Annotated in this window: 19 protein-coding genes; 10 read left to right on the top strand and 9 right to left on the bottom strand. The window is 65.6% G+C overall.

Features of this window, described 5'->3' with window-relative positions; translation table 11 throughout:
• Positions 1–93 precede the first annotated feature (93 nt).
• Positions 94–1,869 (bottom strand): N-acetylglutaminylglutamine amidotransferase, encoded by a 1,776-nt coding sequence (locus GRZ55_RS16775; protein WP_169288111.1) that lies wholly within the window; start codon positions 1,867–1,869, stop codon positions 94–96.
• Positions 1,870–1,961: 92 nt separating this feature from the next.
• Between GRZ55_RS16775 and GRZ55_RS16770 the strand changes: the two genes are divergently transcribed.
• Entirely contained in the window at positions 1,962–2,489 is a 528-nt protein-coding gene (locus GRZ55_RS16770) for a MarR family winged helix-turn-helix transcriptional regulator (RefSeq protein WP_246734829.1), read from the top strand.
• A 7-nt stretch (positions 2,490–2,496) separates the two neighbouring features.
• Here the strand turns inward: GRZ55_RS16770 and galE are convergent, their stop codons facing one another.
• The 3 genes from galE to mscL all read right to left on the bottom strand — a co-directional run bounded on the left by galE (position 2,497) and on the right by mscL (position 5,358).
• Positions 2,497–3,516, bottom strand: a complete 1,020-nt coding sequence (galE, locus tag GRZ55_RS16765) for a UDP-glucose 4-epimerase GalE (RefSeq protein ID WP_169288110.1) — start codon at positions 3,514–3,516, stop codon at positions 2,497–2,499.
• A 183-nt stretch (positions 3,517–3,699) separates the two neighbouring features.
• Positions 3,700–4,869, bottom strand: coding sequence for a pyridoxal phosphate-dependent aminotransferase (locus tag GRZ55_RS16760; protein ID WP_169288109.1), 1,170 nt, complete (start codon positions 4,867–4,869; stop codon positions 3,700–3,702).
• A 63-nt stretch (positions 4,870–4,932) separates the two neighbouring features.
• Positions 4,933–5,358 carry a large conductance mechanosensitive channel protein MscL gene (gene mscL, locus GRZ55_RS16755; protein WP_169288108.1) on the bottom strand — a complete coding sequence of 142 codons (426 nt, stop codon included), beginning with the start codon at positions 5,356–5,358 and terminating at the stop codon, positions 4,933–4,935.
• Between the two features lie 190 nt (positions 5,359–5,548).
• Here mscL and GRZ55_RS16750 point away from each other — a divergent pair, with 190 nt between their 5' ends.
• From GRZ55_RS16750 to GRZ55_RS16740, 3 genes are all read left to right on the top strand, one after another.
• Entirely contained in the window at positions 5,549–9,046 is a 3,498-nt protein-coding gene (locus GRZ55_RS16750) for a PAS domain-containing hybrid sensor histidine kinase/response regulator (RefSeq protein WP_169288107.1), read from the top strand.
• 81 nt (positions 9,047–9,127) lie between these two features.
• The gene (locus GRZ55_RS16745; RefSeq protein ID WP_169288106.1) at positions 9,128–10,054 is read left to right on the top strand and encodes a sugar kinase; all 927 of its coding nucleotides are present in this window, start codon (positions 9,128–9,130) and stop codon (positions 10,052–10,054) included.
• A 56-nt stretch (positions 10,055–10,110) separates the two neighbouring features.
• The gene (locus GRZ55_RS16740) at positions 10,111–10,374 is read left to right on the top strand and encodes a DUF6460 domain-containing protein (RefSeq protein ID WP_169288105.1); all 264 of its coding nucleotides are present in this window, start codon (positions 10,111–10,113) and stop codon (positions 10,372–10,374) included.
• On the opposite strand, the gene GRZ55_RS16735 is transcribed toward GRZ55_RS16740, so the two are convergent.
• A complete protein-coding gene (locus tag GRZ55_RS16735; RefSeq protein WP_169288104.1) occupies positions 10,362–11,267 on the bottom strand; it encodes a histone deacetylase in 906 nt (301 codons plus the stop codon). The genes GRZ55_RS16740 and GRZ55_RS16735 overlap by 13 nt on opposite strands.
• A 215-nt stretch (positions 11,268–11,482) precedes the next feature.
• Between GRZ55_RS16735 and GRZ55_RS16730 the strand changes: the two genes are divergently transcribed.
• Entirely contained in the window at positions 11,483–12,748 is a 1,266-nt protein-coding gene (locus GRZ55_RS16730) for an MATE family efflux transporter (RefSeq protein WP_169288191.1), read from the top strand.
• On the opposite strand, the gene GRZ55_RS16725 is transcribed toward GRZ55_RS16730, so the two are convergent.
• Together GRZ55_RS16725 and GRZ55_RS23465 are read right to left on the bottom strand one after the other, a co-directional pair.
• Entirely contained in the window at positions 12,745–13,821 is a 1,077-nt protein-coding gene (locus GRZ55_RS16725; protein ID WP_169288103.1) for a quinone-dependent dihydroorotate dehydrogenase, read from the bottom strand. The genes GRZ55_RS16730 and GRZ55_RS16725 overlap by 4 nt on opposite strands.
• The gene (locus GRZ55_RS23465; protein ID WP_169288102.1) at positions 13,818–14,165 is read right to left on the bottom strand and encodes a DUF952 domain-containing protein; all 348 of its coding nucleotides are present in this window, start codon (positions 14,163–14,165) and stop codon (positions 13,818–13,820) included. Before GRZ55_RS23465 ends, GRZ55_RS16725 begins: the two co-directional genes overlap by 4 nt.
• Positions 14,166–14,293: 128 nt before the next feature.
• Here GRZ55_RS23465 and GRZ55_RS16715 point away from each other — a divergent pair, with 128 nt between their 5' ends.
• From GRZ55_RS16715 to GRZ55_RS16700, 4 genes are all read left to right on the top strand, one after another.
• Complete coding sequence (locus GRZ55_RS16715; protein ID WP_169288101.1) at positions 14,294–14,707, top strand: hypothetical protein; 414 nt, start codon at positions 14,294–14,296, stop codon at positions 14,705–14,707.
• A gap of 135 nt (positions 14,708–14,842) precedes the next feature.
• Positions 14,843–15,679, top strand: a complete 837-nt coding sequence (locus GRZ55_RS16710) for an ABC transporter substrate-binding protein (protein WP_169288100.1) — start codon at positions 14,843–14,845, stop codon at positions 15,677–15,679.
• Positions 15,676–16,551 carry an amino acid ABC transporter permease gene (locus GRZ55_RS16705; protein ID WP_169288099.1) on the top strand — a complete coding sequence of 292 codons (876 nt, stop codon included), beginning with the start codon at positions 15,676–15,678 and terminating at the stop codon, positions 16,549–16,551. The genes GRZ55_RS16710 and GRZ55_RS16705 overlap by 4 nt, the downstream gene beginning before the upstream one ends.
• Entirely contained in the window at positions 16,548–17,294 is a 747-nt protein-coding gene (locus GRZ55_RS16700; RefSeq protein WP_169288098.1) for an amino acid ABC transporter ATP-binding protein, read from the top strand. The genes GRZ55_RS16705 and GRZ55_RS16700 overlap by 4 nt, the downstream gene beginning before the upstream one ends.
• 15 nt (positions 17,295–17,309) lie before the next feature.
• On the opposite strand, the gene GRZ55_RS16695 is transcribed toward GRZ55_RS16700, so the two are convergent.
• Positions 17,310–17,594, bottom strand: a complete 285-nt coding sequence (locus GRZ55_RS16695; protein ID WP_169288097.1) for a hypothetical protein — start codon at positions 17,592–17,594, stop codon at positions 17,310–17,312.
• 115 nt (positions 17,595–17,709) lie between these two features.
• On the bottom strand, positions 17,710–17,919 hold the full coding sequence (locus GRZ55_RS16690; protein WP_169288096.1) for a cold-shock protein: 210 nt from the start codon (positions 17,917–17,919) through the stop codon (positions 17,710–17,712).
• A gap of 291 nt (positions 17,920–18,210) precedes the next feature.
• On the opposite strand from GRZ55_RS16690, the gene rph reads away from it, so the two are divergent.
• Positions 18,211–18,927, top strand: a complete 717-nt coding sequence (gene rph / locus GRZ55_RS16685; protein WP_169288095.1) for a ribonuclease PH — start codon at positions 18,211–18,213, stop codon at positions 18,925–18,927.

The raw sequence follows: 18,927 nt of genomic DNA, 5'->3' as shown, positions 1-18,927 counted from the left end.
TCGTTGCGCAGGCGCCGGAGCCTGTGCCCCAGCGCCTTGTCGGTGCGGCCACGAACGTTCTTGTCGTCGCCCGCGGAACGTTTAGCCATGCCCTCAGATCCCGTGTGTCTGCAGCCACATTTCCAGAAGACCGACCTGCCACAGCTCCGATCCCTGCAAGGGGGTGATGTGGTCCGACGGGTTCGCAAAAAGCGTGTCCAGATAGTCCTGACGGAAGATGTTGCGCTCGCGCGCGGCCTGCGAGGACAAGGCGTCGCGCACCATGTCCAGATAGGGCCCGTCGACATATTTGAGCTGCGGCACGGGGAAGTACCCCTTCTTGCGGTCGATCACCTCGTGCGGGACCACCAGGCGGGCGGCCTCCTTCAGGATGTTCTTGCCGTTCTGGGCGAGCTGCATCTCCGGCGGGATCTTCGCGGCGAGTTCAACCAGGTCGTGGTCCAGGAAAGGCACGCGCGCCTCGAGCCCCCAGGCCATGGTCATGTTGTCGACGCGCTTGACCGGGTCGTCGACCAGCATGACCTGGCTGTCGAGCCTCAGCGCGGCGCCGACCGGCGTGTCGGCGCCTGCCCGCATCAGCCGCTCGGCCACCAGTTCGCGACTGAAATCCTCGTCGACCAGCCATTCGCGGTTCACATGCTCGGCCATCTTGGCGTGCGAGCGGTCGAAGAAGACGCGCGCATAATCGTCGACGACATTGTTGGAATCGGCGAGCGGCGGGTACCAGTGATAGCCGCCGAACACCTCGTCGGCACCCTGGCCGGACTGGACGACCTTGATGTGCTTGGAGACCTCCTGCGACAGGAGGTAGAAGCCGACATTGTCGTAGGAAACCATCGGCTCCGACATGGCCGCGAAGGTACCGGGCAACGATTCCATCAGCTTTTCGGACGGCACGAAGATCTTGTGGTGGTTGGTTCCGAAACGCTCGGCGATGAGGTCGGAATACTGGAACTCGTCGCCCTTCTCGCCATTGGCCTCCTCGAAACCGACGGAGAAGGTCATCAGCCCGTGCTGGCCCTGTTCGGCGAGCAGGCCGACGATGATCGAGGAATCGACGCCGCCCGACAAAAGCACGCCGACCGGCACGTCGGCGACCATGCGCCGTTTAACGGCGGTGCGCAGCGAATCGAGCACGAGGTCGCGCCATTCATTCGTCGACAGGCCCGAATATTCGGGATCGCGGCGGTAGGGCGGATTCCAGTAGACATGGTCCTTGCGCTCGCCATTCGGCTCGATCACGCGGATCGTCGCCGGCGGCAGCTTACGCACGCCCTTGATGATGGTGCGCGGCGGCGGCACGACGGCATGGAAGGACAGGTAATTGTGCAGCGCATGACGGTCGATCGTGGTGTCGACGTCGCCAGCCTGCAGCAATGCGGGCAGCGTCGAGGCGAACCGGATGGAGCTGGGTGTTTCTGCCAGATAGAGCGGCTTGATGCCGAAGCGGTCGCGCGCCATGACGACGCGGCCCGAATCGCGCTCGTGGATGACGAAGGCGAACATGCCCTTGAAGCGGTCGACGCAGTCGCGGCCCCAGGCGTGATACGCCTTGACCACCACTTCGGTGTCGCCGGTCGAGAAGAAATTGTAGCCCTTCGCCTCGAGTTCGGCCCGCAATTCGGGATAGTTGTAGATGCAGCCATTAAATACGATCGTCAGCCCGAGTGCCGGGTCGACCATCGGCTGGCGCGCCTTGACCGAGAGATCGATGATGCTCAGGCGGCGATGGGCAAGCGCCACGCTGTTATGCATCTCCAGCCCGGCGCCATCCGGCCCCCGAGGTGCGATCGCATCCATCATTTTTGAAATGGCTATTGGCGACGGCTGTGCGCCATCGAACCTAACTTCTCCGCAGATTCCACACACGGTTTCGGATCAACCCTCCGTTGTCAGTTTGCAATTGAAGCCTGATACTTATATGTCTAACCATTAGATGTCAAATCAATGACATTGCATTCATGCCAGACCGAGCGAACGCGACAATCATGGGAAGGTTCCGAAAAAGTGAGCTGAAGGCGCTTGAGAAAGCGCTGCGCCGCATCGTGCGCGCGCACGACCTCCATTCCAAGGCACTGGTCAAATCCACCGGGCTGACGGCAGCCCAGCTCATCATCCTGCGCGGTATCGCCGAACTCGGCGAGGTGACCAGCACCGCCCTGTCGGCCTATGCAGACATCTCGCTTCCGACCGTGGTGACCGTGCTCGACAATCTGGAAGAGCGCGGCATCATCCAGCGCTACCGTTCGGGGCAGGACAGGCGGGTCGTACATACCCGGCTGACCGAGATGGGCGCCCAAATGGTCGTAAGAGCGCCGCTGCCCCTCGGCCAGAGTTTTGCCGACCGCTTCTCAGGACTGGACGAGGCGCGCAGGCTGGAACTGGTCGGGGCCCTGTCGACCTTTGCCGATCTGCTGTCTCCGGCGGCGATGAGCGAGCCCGGACAGCCGGTGGCCGGCCTCGGCGCCGCACCGAAAATCCCCCGCTGACGCGGCTTCAGGCGATGGCGCGCAGCGGCTCGGGCGCCGCGTTGTCCATGCGTTTGAGATGCGCCTCCCATTCGAGCGACGTGGCCACGATCGTGTCGAGATCGTCCAGCGAGGGAGAGAATGCGAGCTTGCGGCGGATCAGGCTCGTGTCGGCGATGACCGAGGCGAGATCGCCGTCGCGACGCGGCGCCATGCGGATATCCAGCTTGCGCCCCGACACGCGCTGGACGCTGTCGAGGACCTCGAGCACGGAATAGCCGTGGCCGTAGCCGCAATTGATCGTCATGCCGCCGCCCTGCTCGCGCAGCGCCATCAACGCCAGCCGGTGGGCGGCCACCAGATCGCTCACATGGATGAAGTCGCGGATGCCGGAACCGTCCGGCGTCGCGTAGTCGGTGCCGAAGACCTGGACATAGGGGCGCTTGCCGATGGCCGCCTCGCAGGCGACCTTGAGCAGATGGGTCGCGCCCGGCGTCGACTGCCCGGTGCGCCCTTGAGGATCGCATCCTGCCACGTTGAAATAACGCAGGATCGCGTAGGACAAATCGTGCGCGGCGGCCGTGTCCGCCAGCATCCATTCGCTCATCAGTTTCGACTTGCCATAGGGCGTGACCGGCGCGGGCACGACCGCCTCGCTGACCGGCGCTTCCGCCGGCGGCGCGCCGTAGACGGCAGCCGTCGAGGAGAAGATGAAGCGGCGTACGCCGCCGGCCACGGCCTCCTCCACCAGCGTGCGCGTGTTGCTGGTGTTGTTTAGATAATAGCCGAGCGGGTCGGCGATCGAATCCGGCACGACGACGGAGCCGGCGAAATGGAAGATCGACTCGATGCCCGCGTCCCGGATCAGCCTGCCGACCAGCCGCGTGTCGCCGATATCGCCAACGACCAGCCTCGCGCCGGGCGCCACCGCCCAGGCATGGCCGGTGGATAGCCGGTCGAGCACCACGACCTCTTCACCCGCATCGAGCAGGTCCCACACCATGTGGCTGCCGATATAGCCGGCGCCGCCGGTTACCAGAATCGCCATGCCAGTCTCCGTTCACACCTGCGATCCGCCTGGCCTCTCGTGGGCCGGTCCGGGTCGCTCCCGTGAAGGATGCTGGGCTTGAAAGCCTAAGAATTTCTGCGCGGCGGGCCGCGCCGCCGGGGCTTTCAACGGCCATGGTTCAGGGGCCGTTGACAAGATGTCTCAAATGCCGCGCATCGCAGGCTAGCGGGCGGATATCCATCCGGCGAGCCGGTCGGCCGCCTCCTCGATCAGGTCGAGGCGACGATGGAAACAGGCACGGAAGAAGCCTTCGCCCCCCGGACCGAACGCGGTGCCCGGCGCAAGTCCGACATTCGCCTCGTCGACGATCGAAATCGCGGCCGCCCTCGTGTCCGTCACGCCCTCGATCTCGAAGAAGAGGTAGAAGGCGCCTTGCGGCGGCACGGCCCTGACGCGTCCCGTGGCCACCAGCCGGTCGACCAGCGCGTCGCGACAGCGTCCCGCCTGCTCCACCTGGCCGGCGAGGAAATCATCTCCTTCCTCAAGAGCAGCCACCCCGCCGCGCTGCAGGAATTGCGGCACGCCCGAGGTGGAGTACTGGACGAGGTTTTCGAAGACCTGCTGCAGCGACGGGTGGATCTTCAGCCAACCCATGCGCCAGCCGGTCATCGCCCAGTTCTTGGAGAATGTGTTGACGTAGATGATCCGATCCTCGGGATCGGCGACGTCGAGGAAGGACGGCGCGCGGTTCGCGCCGTAGCAGAACAGGGCGTAGATCTCGTCGGCCACGATCCACAGGTCGTGTCGCCGCGCGATTGCGAGAATCGCGGCCAGCGTTTCGCGGTCGGCGGTCCAGCCGGTCGGGTTTGACGGCGTATTGACGAACAGCGCACGCGTTCGGGGCGTGATGGCCGCCTCGATCGCGCCGGGATCGCAGACCCAGCCCCCCTGCGTCGTGCGTTCCAGCGGCACCGCCACACCGGTGGCGCCCGCGATGCCGACGGCGGCCGGAAAATTCGGCCAGGCGGGGCTGAGATAGATCACCTCGTCGCCATGCCCGGCGACGGCGTCGAGCGCCATCTGGATCGACTGCATGCCCGACCCGGTGACGATGAATTCGTCCGGCCGGAACGACCCGCCGAAATGCCGGGCGTGGTAGTCGGCCAGAGCCTGGCGCAATTCGGGGATGCCGCGCTGCCAAGTGTAGAATGTCTCGCCGGCCTGCAGCGCGGCAATGGTCTTCTGCGAAATGAAATCGGGCGTCGTCAGGTCGCTCTCGCCCGCCCAGAGCGGAATGAGACCCGGCTTGCCGCGGCCATGATTGGCAACGGCGACGATGCCGCTTTCGGGCGCCTGGCGCGCCTCGGGTCGCAACGATTGAATGAGGTTCATGCAAAGTCCAGACAAAGGGTCGGCCGGGAAATTCCGGCGCGACCCCGTCCTTAGCCCTGCCGACTATTTCCTGGCAAGCAGGTCGCGTATTTCGGTCAGGAGCAGCACGTCGGCCGGCGGCGCGGCCGGCACGTCGGCGACCTTTTCCTCCGCAGCCAGCCGGCGGCGCAGATTGTTCACCGCCTTGACCATCAGGAAGATGATCCAGGCCAGGATCAGGAAATTGATCAGGACGGTGATGAAATTGCCATAGGCGAAGACGGCGCCCTGTTCGCGCGCGGCTTCCAGGGAGGTCGCGGTGACCTCCGGCGAAAGGGCGATGAAGTAGTTCGAGAAATCGAACCCGCCGAAGATCGCGCCCACGATGGGCATGATCATGTCCTCGACCAGCGAGGAGACGATGAGCGCGAAGGCGCCGCCGATGATGATGCCGACCGCCAGATCGATCACATTGCCCTTGGCAATGAACTCCTGAAATTCCTTTATCACGATGCCCTCTCCCCGAGCCTTGCCGGCCGCACCCCGCCGCCGGCTTGTTGGACGCAGAATAGCAGAATTGCGGGTTTCAGAAGCCGAAAATCTCGCCGACGAAAGAACAAATGGACAGTTCGGCGGGCCTGTGATTGCCTCTGTGCGAGGAGGATCGGAAACGATCCGAAGCGGAGGAGGGAATCGGGCCGTGCAGGGCTGGGTCATCGTCATTGTCGCGATCGCCTATGTGACGCTGCTGTTCGCGGTCGCACGCATCGGCGACAGGCGCACCGAGAAGCACGGTTCGAGCCGCTCGCGCCCCTATATCTACGCCCTCAGCCTGGCGATCTACTGCACGTCGTGGACCTTCTTCGGTTCGGTGGGCTTCGCGGCCGAGCGCGGCTTCGAGTTCCTGGCCATCTATATCGGCCCGATCGTGGTCTTCCTGTTCGGCTATCCGCTGCTCAGCAGGATCATGCGGCTGGCCAAATCGGAGAACATCACCTCGAGCGCCGACTTCCTGGCCGCGCGCTACGGCAAGAGTTTCGCCGTGGCCGCGATCGCCACCCTGATCGCGACCATCGGCTACATCCCCTACATCGCGCTGCAGCTGAAGGCGATCTCGGGCACCGTCAGCCTGATGGTCGAGAACTACAACGGTTATGCCCCGTCGATCGACTTCTTCGTCAGCGACATCTCGCTGCTCGTCGCGCTTCTGCTGGCGCTTTTCGCGATCCTGTTCGGGACGCGCCACGCCGACGCCACCGAACACCAGGACGGCCTGATTCTGGCGGTCGCGGTGGAATCGATCGTGAAGCTGCTGGCCTTCCTCGCGGTGGGCTTCGCCGTCACCTACATCTATTTCGGCGGGCCGCGCGACCTGATCTCGGCGGCGGCGGCCAACGAGCAGGTCATGGCCGCCTTCAGCCATCCGACCAGCCTCGGCACGTGGATCGTGCTGACGATGCTGAGCGGCATCGCCATCATCATGCTGCCGCGCCAGTTCCACGTGACCATCGTGGAAAACCGCTCCGAGCACGAACTGCGGACCGCGACCTGGCTCTTCCCGCTCTATCTGGTGGCCATCAACCTGTTCGTCATACCGGTCGCCTATGCGGGCATTCTGCTGGTCGGCGACGAGACCCATGCCGATCTCTACGTGCTGTCCCTGCCCCTGCTCCACGGCCACGACTTCCTGGCCATGTTCGCCTTCATCGGCGGCCTGTCCGCGGCGACCGCCATGGTGATCGTGGCCAGCGTGGCGCTGTCGATCATGATCTCCAACGATCTCGTCATGCCCCTGCTGGTGCGCCGCCGCCTGCGCCAGCCGGAACCGCGCAACCGCGAGGACTGGGGCCAGGTGATCCTCAATGTGCGCCGGGCGGCCATCTTCCTCGTGCTGTTGGCGGCCTTTCTCTATTATCGCGGCACGACGGGGAACGCGCGGCTGGCCTCGATCGGCCTCATCTCGTTTGCCGCCATCGCGCAATTCGCCCCGGCGTTTCTGGGCGGCCTCATCTGGCGGGGGGCCAACAGCCGCGGCGCGGTGCTGGGCCTGTCCTCGGGGATCCTGGTCTGGTTCTACACCTTGTTCTTCCCCTCCATCGCGCCGGAGGATCACACGGTCCTGGTCAACGGCCTTTTCGGGCTGGAAGCGCTGAGGCCTCAATCGCTCTTCGGCACCGAGGCCGAACCGCTCAATCACGGCGTGCTGTGGAGCCTCGGCGTCAACACGCTTCTTTTCGTCTTCGGCTCGCTGTCACGTTCCTCCGTTCCGCTGGAACGCATCCAGGCGGCGCTGTTCGTGCCGCGCGAAGCCAACCCGATGCCCAATCTCCGGCGCTTCCGCACGGCGGTCACCGTCAACGAGATCAAGGACACGATCTCGCGCTATCTCGGTGTCCAGCGCACGGAACGCTCGTTCGAGAGCTACGCGCGCCGCGAGGGGCGCGCGCTGATCGGCAATGAACAGGCCAACGCCTCGGTGATCCGGTTTTCCGAACAGCTGCTGGCCAGCGCGGTCGGCACCTCGTCGGCGCGGCTGATCCTGTCGCTGCTCTTCCAGCGCCACGACACCTCGTCGCGCGAAGCCTACCGGCTTCTCGACGACGCCTCGGAAGCGTTGCAGCAGAACCGGGACCTCCTCCAGACGGCGCTCGACCAGATGGAGGAAGGCGTCACGGTCTTTGACCGCGACTTCCGGCTGACCTGCTGGAACCGTCAGTTCCGCACCCTCTTCGACCTGCCCGACGAGATGGGCCAGGTCGGCATCTCGCTGCATCATGTCTTCACCTTCCTGGCCGAGCGGGGCGACCTGCCGCAGGGGGCGGAAGCCGAGATGCTCAACCGCATGACATGGTTCGGCGAGGTGTGGAGCCTGGAGCTGAAGAGCACCGGGCGGATCATCGAGGTGCGCGCGAACCCGATGCCGGGCGGCGGGATCGTGGCGACCTACACCGACATCACGGCACGGGTGGAAGCGGATCTGGCGCTGAAGCGGGCCAACGAGACGCTGGAGCAGCGCGTCGTGAGCCGCACGGCCGAACTCCTGCGCGTCAACGAAGAACTCGCACAGGCCCAGATGCTGGCCGAAGAAGCCAATCTCGGCAAGACACGATTCCTGGCGGCAGCCGGGCACGACATCCTGCAACCGCTCAACGCGGCGCGCCTCTATTGTTCCTCGCTGCAGGAACGCGCGGGCGACGGGGACACGAAGACCGCCGCCGGCAATATCGAATCCTCCCTGGAATCGGTCGAGACCATCCTGGGCGCCGTCCTCGACATCTCGCGACTGGACACCGGCGCGCTGACGCCGACGGAGACGGTTTTCCGGCTCGACGGGCTGCTGCGGCAGGTGGAGAACGACTTCAAGCCCCAGGCGGTGGCCAAGAAACTGGAACTGCGCGTCATCCCCTCATCGCTGGTGGTGAAAACCGACCGCAATCTGTTCCGCCGGCTGGTGCAGAACCTCGTGTCCAATGCGGTGAAATACACCCGCACCGGACGCATCCTGATCGGCGCCCGTCGCCGCGGCGATCTGGTCGAGATCCAGGTTCACGATACCGGTATCGGCATCGAGCCCGACAAGCTCAATTCGGTGTTCCGCGAGTTCCTGCGGCTCAAGGAGGGCATGCGCGAGGCGCAGGGGCTGGGGCTGGGCCTGTCGATCGTGGACCGTATCGCCCGCGTCCTGCGGCTCGAACTGCGCATCCGATCGGTCAAGGCACACGGCTCCTGCTTCTCGGTTCTCCTGCCGCTGAGCGATGCGCGCGAGACGCCGCTGCCCGGCGAGTACCCCCGCGACCTGCCGGTGGCGGTGCGGCCGGAGGGCGTCGCGGTGCTGTGCATCGACAACGATCCGCGCATCCTAGAAGGCATGCAGTCCCTGCTGGAAGGCTGGGGCTGCGACGTGCGCATCGCGCCCGGCAGCGGAACACTGGATGCGCTGGTCGAGACCGGCTTCCGGCCCGACCTCGCCCTTGTCGACTACCATCTCGACGACGAGAACGGGATCGAGGTCATTGGCAAGTTGCGGGCGACCTTCGGGCAGGACCTGCCGGCCGCGCTCGTCACCGCCGACCGCACGACCGAACTGCGCGCTGCGGCCCGCCAGCTCGACGTGCCGGTGATCAACAAGCCGATCAAGCCGGCCGCGCTGCGCACCATGCTGTCGCGCTACCGCAAGGTTCCCGCCGCCGCGGAATGATCGCCCGCCCATCGACGTGGACTTGGAGCGGCGATCCCGCTATCAGCCGGGCAGCACAGTCTCCGAGGGAACCCTGGTCCGATGGCGCAAGCTGAGATCGTCTGCATGGGCGAGCCCATGATCGAGTTCAACCAGACCGGCCGCGAGGGCCAGTATCTGCGCGGCCATGGCGGCGACACCTCGAATTGCGCGATTGCAGCCGCAAGGGCCGGCGCGTCGGCTGGCATGTTCACCGGGGTGGGCCGGGACGAGTTCGGCGACAGCCTGATGCAGCTCTGGACCGAGAACGGCGTCGATGCGGCGCAGGTGATCCGCAGCGCAGAGGCGCATACGGGCGTCTATTTCGTCCATCACGGCGAGGCCGGCCACAGCTTCTCCTATCTGCGTGCGGGCTCGGCGGCGAGCCGGATCGCGCCTGCGGACGTGCCGCGCGACTATATCTGCAGCGCGCGCATCCTGCATGCCTCGGGCATCAGCCTGGCGATCAGCGCAACGGCCTGCGACGCCGTCTTCGAGGCGATGGCGATGGCACGGGAGGCCGGCGTGCTCGTCTCCTTCGATACCAATCTCAGGCTCAGGCTCTGGCCGCTGGCCCGGGCGCGCGCGATGATCGAGGCGGCGGTGGCCATGACCGACATCGCGCTGCCGGGACTGGAGGATGCCGAGCAGCTTCTCGGATTGTCCGATCCCGACCGCATCGCCGATCATTGTCTGAGGCTCGGCGCCAGGGTGGTGGCGCTGACGCTGGGCAGCAAGGGCTGTCTGGTCGCGACGCCCGACGAACGGCGCCTGGTGGCGGGACTGCCGGTGCAGGCCGTCGACGCGACCGGGGCCGGCGACACGTTCGACGGCAATTTCCTGGCCGAGTATCTGAGGATCGGCGATCCTTTCGCCGCGGCACGCTTCGCCAATGCCGCGGCGGCGCTGGCCACGCAGGGCCATGGCGCGGTGGCACCCATGCCGCGCAGGCGGGAAGTCGAAGCCTTTCTCGCGCAGGCCGCAGCTTGAAGCGGAGCGTCGGAGAACGTATCTGCGGCTGACAGAGCTTCAGGAGACGCAAACGCATGTCGGCACTCAACCGCTTTCTCGGCGATACGCCGCTGCGCGTGGCGATCAAGCTGATCGTCATCTCCTTCATCGTCGGCGTCGTCATGGCTTCGCTCGGGCTGACGCCCTGGGGCCTGCTGGCCGCCGCCAGCGATTTCTTCGCCGGTCTGTGGAACCTCGGCTTTGAATCGCTGCACCGCTTCTGGGCCTATTTCCTGCTCGGCGCGGCGGTCGTGATCCCGCTTTTCCTCATCCTGCGGATCGCCAGCTACCGCAAATAGGCCCGGGCCTGCGAAAAGAGGATCGCATGGCGGCGCGCCAGCGCGTCGACGTCGCGCGAATAGCCGCCGCCGATCACACCGCAGACCGGGATCGCGCGTTCGCGAAAATGGCCGATCACCATCCTGTCGCGCCGCCGCAGCCCCTCGTCCGTCAGCGCCAGGCGGCCGAGTCTGTCGTCGGCATGCGGATCGACCCCGGCATTGTAGAAAACGAGATCCGGGCGGGCTTCCCGCGCCAGGGCGTCGAGGACATCGGCAAGCCGCGTCAGGTAGGGCTCGTCGCCCAGCGCGTCCTCCAGCCCCACGTCGAGTCCGGAAGGAATCTTGCGCACGGGGTAGTTCTTCTCGGCATGCATGGAGAAGGTCGTGACGCGGTCCTCGCCCATCAGGATATCCGCGGTGCCATCGCCCTGATGCACGTCGAGATCGACGACGAGGATGCGGCCGACCTGTCTGCGCTCCAGGAGCGCGAGCGCGGCCACGGCAACATCGTTGAAGGTGCAGAAACCGGCGCCGCCGGTGCGGCGTGCGTGATGGCTGCCACCGGCGCCGTTGCAGGCGATCCCGTATTCGAGGGCCAGTTCGGCAGCCAGCAGCGTGCCGGCGGTCGCCAGCCGGGCACGGCGCGAGACGCGCTCGTCGACCGGAAAGCCGATCTCGCGCTCGACCGCAAGCGGCACCTCGCAGGCGATGACCTGCTCCACATAGGCCGGCGTATGCGCCAGCGCGAGAAGCTCGGCGTCGGCGGGTGCGGGGCGATGCACATTGGTGCGGCCCACCAGCCCGTCTTGCGCAAGGACCTCGATCAGCCGGCCATACTTGCCCATCGGGAAACGATGGTCGCTGGCGAAACGGGCGTCGTAATCGGGGTGGTGGACGATCGGCAGGTGCATGGCGACAGATATGCGGCGGGCAGGCCCGAAAGGCAAAGGCGGTCGCGGTCAATTCCAGGTCAGGGCTGGCACGTTGCGTCGGAGGACCGGGCCTGCGATGGAAGGCGGCCCGCATCGTTACCGAGATTCCTCACGTGAGCACGCAGACCGCCAGTCAGGGCAAGGTCCATCCCTTTCAGGTCACACACGGGCTGGTCTTCGCCATCGCCCTGCCGATGACGCTTGCCTATCTGACCACGCCGCTGCTCGGCATCGTCGACACGGCCGTGGTCGGGCAGTTGGGCGATGCGGCGCTGCTCGGCGGACTGGCGGCCGGCGCGATCGTCTTCGACGTCGTCTTCGCCTCCTTCAGCTTCCTGCGCTCGGGCACGACGGGACTGGTCTCGCAGGCCTTCGGCCGCGAGGACACGCGCGAGGAACAGGCGATCTTCTGGCGGGCCTTTCTGATCGCGATCGTGTCCGGTCTCGCGCTGCTGGTGGCGGGGCCGCTGGTCGTGGCGGGCGGTGTCTGGTTCATCGCCGCCGAACCGCGCGTGTCGGAGGCCCTGTCCGCCTATGTCTATATCCGCCTCATTTCCGCGCCCTTCGCGCTGGTGAATTATGCGATCCTCGGCTACGTGCTGGGGCGCGGGGAAGGCGGCCTCGGCCTCTTACTGCAGCTCATCCTCAACCTCTGCAATATCGGCCTTTCGATCTTTCTCGGCCTCTGGCTCGGCTGGGGGCTCGAAGGCGTTGCATGGGGCACGGTGGGCGGCGAGGCGCTGGCGATGGTGATCGGCCTTACCTTCGTCATCCGCCGCTTCCGCAGGATGCCTCCCATGCGGCGTGGCGCGGTTACCGACATGGCCGCGCACAGGGCCATGTTCGTGCTCAACCGGGACATCATGATCCGGTCCTTCGTGCTGCTCGCCGCCTTCGCGCTGCTGGCCCGCCAGGGCGCGCAGATGGGCACGCTGACGCTGGCGGCCAACGCGGTGCTGATGAACTTCTTCCTGCTGGCGGGCTATCTTCTCGACGGCTTCGCGACTGCCGCCGAGCAGATCGCGGGGCGCGCGGTGGGCGCGCGCTACCGGCCGGCCTTCGACCGCGCGGTCAAGCTGACGGCGATCTGGGGGTTCGGCTTCTCGGGCCTGATCGCCATCCTGATTCTCGCCTTCGGGAGCCATCTCGTCGCGCTCGTGACGACGGCGCCGGACGTGCGCGCGGAGGCGATGCGCTATCTGCCCTGGGCCGCGCTGACGGCCGTTGCCGGCGTGCTGGCCTTCCAGATGGACGGGATCTTCATCGGCGCCACCTGGTCGCGCGACATGCGCAACATGATGCTCCTGTCCTTCGCGCTCTATCTGGCGGCGATATTCACGCTGGGGCCGGCCTTCGGCAATCACGGCCTGTGGGCGGCGCTCCACGTGTTCCTGCTGGCGCGGGGGATCAGCCTGCTCGCCATCCTGCCATTGCGCGCCGCAAGGACGTTTCCGACCTAGTCGAGCGGCCGGGCCGCCCATTCGTCGACGCGGCTGTCGCGCAGATCGGCCAGACGCTCGAGCTTTTCGCGGTCGAGAATGCGCGACAGGCCGCGCACGATCTGCCCCGGAAGAGAAGGCCCGCCGAAAATCAGGCCGGTATAGAGCTGGACGAGATCGGCGCCGGCACGGATCTTTTCGGCCGCGGTCTCGTCGGAATCGACGCCACCCACGCCGATGATCGGCAGCTTGTGTCCGACCAGCTTGCGCATCCGCGCGAGCACGATGGTGGAACGGTTGAAGAGCGGACGTCCGGAAAGGCCGCCCGCCTCCCGCGCCTTCGAACTCTTCAGCCCCTTGCGCCCGAGCGTGGTGTTGGAGACGATCAGCCCCTCGACACCCTTTTCGATCACCACGGCGGCGATGTCTTCCATCTGCTCCGGCGAGAGATCGGGCGCGATCTTCAGGAATAGCGGCACCTTGCAGCCGCTCGCGTTGCGCGCGGCGATGACGGCTTCGAGCAGGACCGACAGGCTCTCGCGTTCCTGGAGGTCACGCAGGCCCGGCGTGTTGGGCGAGGAGATGTTGACCGTCAGGTAGGAGGCATGGGGCGCGAAGGCGCGCACGCCGGCGACATAATCGGCGACGCGGTCCTCGGATTCCTTGTTGGCGCCGACATTGACGCCGACGACCCCGCCCTTGCGGGCACGCGCGGAAAGCCGGGCGAGCGCGGCGGCATGGCCTTCATTGTTGAAACCGAGCCGGTTGATGACGGCCCGGTCACGCTCCAGCCGGAACACGCGCGGACGCGGATTGCCAGGCTGCGGGCGGGGCGTGATCGTGCCGACCTCCGCGAATCCGAAACCCAGTCCCAGCAGCGCGTCGGGCACCTCGGCATTCTTGTCGAAGCCGGCCGCCATCCCGATCGGGTTTTCAAAACCGATGCCGGCCACCATGACCCGCAGCCGCGGGTCGGCCGCCGGCCGCCGGCAAAGCGGCACGCCCGAGCGCAGCCCCTGAATGGAGAGTTCATGCGCGCGTTCCGGCTCCAGCGTGAAGAGCAGCCTGCGGCCGATCGCGTCGAAAACCGTCACGGCTTCATCTCCGGGAAGCGGTGGCTGCCATCGGCGCCGAGCGGCAGCGGGCGGACCCAGCTCACGGCCGACATGTCCAGCGGCCCGTACAGATGCGGAAAGAGCGCGCCGCCACGCGAGACCTCCCAGCGCAAGGCATCGCCCAGCGCGGCAGTTTCGACGGCAACCAGCAGGAGATCGTCCTGGCCGGCGAAGTGCTTGGCCGCCGTCTCGCGCGCCTGATCGGCTGTCGAGAAATGGATGTAGCCGTCGGCGAGATCGATCGCCGCGCCTTCGAAACGCCCCTTCCGCTCGGCTTCCTGCCAGGCTTCGCGGGGGCATATCTTGTAGATCTGTTCGGCCATGAGGCCGCGCTATAGTGGAATTGTCGCCGGGTGCAAAGCGGCAAGGTGGACTGGCTGTGCGAGTTCACCGCAATTCGGGCACATTGGGGTGGCCATCTTCGTCCAGCCTTTCAGAAGGAGGCATCATCATGACTGCAAGACCCGTGATCCTTGTCCTTGCCAGCGCCCTCGTCGCGGCCGCACCCGCTTCTGCCCAGGACGCCGAGCGCTATCGCATGGAACGCTCGGAAGACGGCTTCGTGCGCATGGACCTTGCCACCGGCCAGATGTCGGTCTGCCGCGAGCGCGGCGTCGAACTCGTCTGCCGGGCGGCCGTCGACGAACGCGAAGCCTACCACCGCGAGATCGGCGATCTGGAAACACGTCTCGAACGGTTGGAAGAGCGGGTGGCTGAACTGGAGCGTCCGGGCTCGCAGCCACAATCCTCCGTGCCCTCCGAGCAGGATTTCGAGCAGACGCTCAATCACATGGAGCGGTTCTTCCGACGGTTTCTCGGGCTGGTGCGCGAGTTCGACGAGGAACCGGCACCGGACCGCACCTGACACCGCCCCCTCCTTCCCCGCATGCTGTGGGAAGCGGCCAGCTTTGGCTTGCGCCACTTTTGGCGCTGGCGCTATGCTGCGCGAAATTTCATCGGCACTGACACTGGCTGCGACCTGAGGGTGAGGGAGACGGGTATGAATGAGTCCATTGTGAAGTTGGGCAAGATCGGCGCCGCGGCACTGTTTTCGCTCACGCTGGCAGGCGCGGCCGTCATGGCCGACGAGCGCACGACGAACGATCCGCGCCTCGTCACGCCCGGCAAGCTGACTGTCGGTACCGGCGATCCGGTCTATCCGCCCTGGATGCTGAACAACGATCCCGCGGGCGGCGAGGGCTTCGAGAACGGCCTCATCTACGCCTTGGCCGAGGAAATGGGCTTCGCCCGGGAGGATGTCGTCTGGGTCGGCAATACCTTCGATCAGACCATCGCGCCCGGTCCGAAGGATTTCGACTTCGCCATCCAGCAGATCTCCGTGACCGAGGCGCGCGCGGAGGTCGTCACCTTCAGCCAGGTCTATTTCCAGCCCGAGAAGGCGGTGATCGCGCTTCCCGGCAGCCCGGTTGAAGGCGCGACAAGCTTCGACGACCTGCGGAACGCCCGCTGGGGCGCGGTGATCGGCACCACCGACCTTGCCTATCTGGAGAACATTCTGGATGTGCAGGAAGCCGCCGTCTATGACGACCAGATCGGCGTCTTCCAGGCGATGCAGGCCGGCCAGATCGACGCGACGCTGGCGGCCCTGCCGACCGCGCTGTTTGCCACCGCGGTGCAGATTCCCGAAGCCGGCATCGTCGCCATGCTGCCGGCCGACGAGAACGATCGCGGCCACGGCCTCTTGTTCGAATATGGCAATCCGCTGGTCGAATGGGTCGATGACGCGCTGTCATCGGTCATCGAAAGAGGGGTCGTCGCGGACCTCCAGAGCCAGTATCTCGTGGCCGATCCCGATCTGCAGATGATCACCGAATGAGCCTGCCGCCTGCGGACGCGCCCGTCGACGGGGTGGCGGTTCGCCGCCCCCTGCCCCCTCGCCGTCGCGACGACTGGCGCAAGGCGGTGCGCCCGACCGTCATCAGCATTCTCAGCATCGTCATCGTCTTCGGCGCGCTCGGCTGGTGGATCACCTCCGCCGCGCAATGGCCGCGCGTGCAGTTGCAGTTCTTCAATGTGAACGCGATGGCGGAAGCATTTCCGCGCGTCCTGTCGGGCTTCTGGATTTCGATGCGCATCTGGCTGACGGCGCTGTTCTGCATCGCGCTGTGGGCCCTGGTGCTGGCACTCGTGCGCTCGCTGCGCGCACCCTGGTTCGCGCCCTTCCGGTTGATGGTCGTCGTCTATATCGACATCTTTCGCGGCATTCCCGTGCTGCTCCTGGTGCTGCTTTTCGGTTTCGGCATCCCCGCGCTGAACCTGCCGGGCCTGCCCAACAGCGCGCTGTTCTGGGGTTCGGTGGCGATGATCCTGTCCTATTCGGCCTATGTCGCGGAAATCTACCGTTCCGGGATCGACGCGGTGCATGAAGGGCAGTGGGCAGCGGCCAAGTCGCTGGGGCTCACGGAAGCGCAGACCATGATCTATGCGGTCCTGCCGCAAGCCTTGCGCAACGTGCTGCCGGCGCTGATGAACATCGTGGTCGCGCTGCAGAAGGATGTTGCGCTCCTGTCGGTGCTGGGCGTGCGCGACGCGGTGCGCGAGGCGCAGATCTACACCGCCACGACCTTCAACTATTCCTCGCTGGTGGTGGCGGCCGGGCTGTTCCTGCTCGCCACGATCCCAATGGCACGGCTCGCCGACTACGTGACCCGCAAAGACCGCGAACGCCGCCTGCAGAGGGCCGGATGACCCCAAAAATCGACATCGACGCGGTCACCAAATATTACGGTGACCGCCTTGTGCTCGACGATGTCAGCCTCGCGGTCTCGCGCCACGAGGTGGTCTGCCTGATCGGCGCATCGGGGTCGGGCAAGTCGACGCTGCTGCGCTGCATCAACCGGCTGGTCGATTTCGACCACGGCGAAATCCGGCTGGACGGGGTTTCGATCGAGGATCAGAGCTTCGGCGCGACGGGCTTGCAGAAGCGCATCGGCATCGTCTTCCAGTCCTACAATCTTTTTCCCACCATGACGGTGCTCGACAACATCACGCTCGCCCCGCGCAGGGTGCACGGGATAAAGCGCGCGGAGGCGGAAGAGAGGGCGCGCCACCTGCTGGCGCTGTTCGGCATGGAGGATTTCGCCGCCAGCTATCCGGAGCAATTGTCCGGCGGCCAGCAGCAGCGCGTGGCGATCGTGCGGTCTCTGGCTTCGCGGCCCGACGTCCTGCTTCTCGACGAGGTGACGGCGGCGCTGGACCCCGAACTGATCGGCGAGGTGCTGAGGATCATCAAGGGTCTGAAGGATGAGGGCATGACGATGGTCATCGTCACACATGAGATGGGGTTCGCGCGCGATGTCGGCGATCGCGTCTGCTTCCTGGAGGGCGGACGAATTCTGGAGGAAGGTCCGCCGGCGAAGCTCCTCTCGCGCCCCGAAGACCCGCGCACACAGCAGTTTCTGCAGCGCATCATCGAGGCTGGCCGGCTTTAGGGCCGGCCCGCCAGATCAGGCCTTCTTTGCCGCGGGCTTGGCCTTGGCGGTCGATTTTGCCTTGGTCGCGGCCGGCTTGGCCTTGGCGCGCGTCTTCTTGGCCGGTGCGGCTTCCTCGTTGGCGGCCTGCTCGGCCTCCATCTTCATGCGGGCTTGTCTCAGCCGTTCGGTCTTGGCCTCGCGGCTGTCGACCTCTGCATCGATGATGGCGCGCGCGGCGTTGTCGGTCACCTGCGCCTTGGTCTCGGCCTTCGACCGCGACGGACGGAACAGATTATCCTTGGTGATGATGGCGCTCATGACGGCTCCTTTCAATCAGGCAGAAACGAAAAAAGGCCGGGCCTGCGCCCGACCTCTCCGGTTCATCCTCTAGATGGTGCCAGTACATCCGTGGTCACACATCGAAGATGAGCATTCATGCAGCCTGGAGATTCTCCGCGGCATTCTTGCCAGAACGCTTGTCCTGGACGATTTCGAAGCTGACCTTCTGACCTTCGGTCAGGCTGTGCATGCCAGCGCGTTCGACGGCGGAGATGTGGACGAAAACGTCCGTTGCGCCATCGTCGGGCTGAATGAAGCCGTAACCCTTGGTGGAATTGAAGAACTTCACGGTACCAGTAGTCATGACGATATCCTTTCAATCGACAAACGAAAATGTCCACCGGTCGATTTCGACCGGCAAACGGTTCAGATCGATATTGTTAGGAAGATCGTCGGGCGCCGAAGCGCGGTAACAAAGTTCGTCAAGCAAGATCGATGACTGGAACATAGTTGTTTCTCGTGTCCGAAACAAGGCCGGCTGCAAAATAAGCCGCGGGAGCGCCGGACGATCCCTCCTGCCCATTTCCCTTTGCCACCCGCCGACAGGAGCGTTAGAAGCGCAGCCATACGCGATTCAGAGCCAGAGCGAGCACATATGCGCCCATCCAAACGCCAGCCCGACGAAATGCGGGCCGTGTCCTTCGAACGCGGCGTATCGCGCCATGCCGAAGGTTCCTGCCTGGTCAAGTTCGGCCATACCCATGTGCTCTGCACGGCAAGCCTCGAAGAACGGGTGCCGCCATGGCTGCGCAATTCCGGCAAGGGCTGGGTGACGGCCGAGTACGGCATGTTGCCGCGCGCCACCGGCGAGCGCATGCGTCGCGAAGCCTCAAGCGGCAAGCAGGGCGGGCGCACGCTGGAAATCCAGCGGCTGATCGGGCGCTCGCTGCGCGCCGTCTGCGACCTTCAGGCGCTGGGCGAAAAGCAGATCACGGTCGATTGCGACGTCATCCAGGCCGATGGCGGCACGCGCACGGCGGCGATCACCGGCGGCTTCATCGCGCTGCATGATTGCCTCTCGTGGATGGAGGCCCGGCAGATGGCCTCGGTCTCGCGCGTCGTGAAGGACCATGTCGCGGCGATCTCCTGCGGCATCCACCAGGGCCAGCCAGTGATCGACCTCGACTACGACGAGGATTCCACGGCCGAGACCGACGCCAATTTCGTCATGACGGGCACGGGCGGCATCGTGGAAATCCAGGGCACGGCGGAAGGCGCACCCTTCTCCGAGGAAGAGTTTTCGGCCCTGCTCAAGCTCGCCAAGGACGGCATCGCCCGGCTTGTCGACCTGCAGAAAATGGCAATCGGCTAG

Origin of the sequence: Chelativorans sp. ZYF759 (genome assembly GCF_012911015.1) — a bacterium.
Taxonomy (GTDB): domain Bacteria; phylum Pseudomonadota; class Alphaproteobacteria; order Rhizobiales; family Rhizobiaceae; genus ZYF759.
Note: the sequence above shows the minus strand (reverse complement) of the source record. Positions and strands in the feature narration are given on the sequence as shown.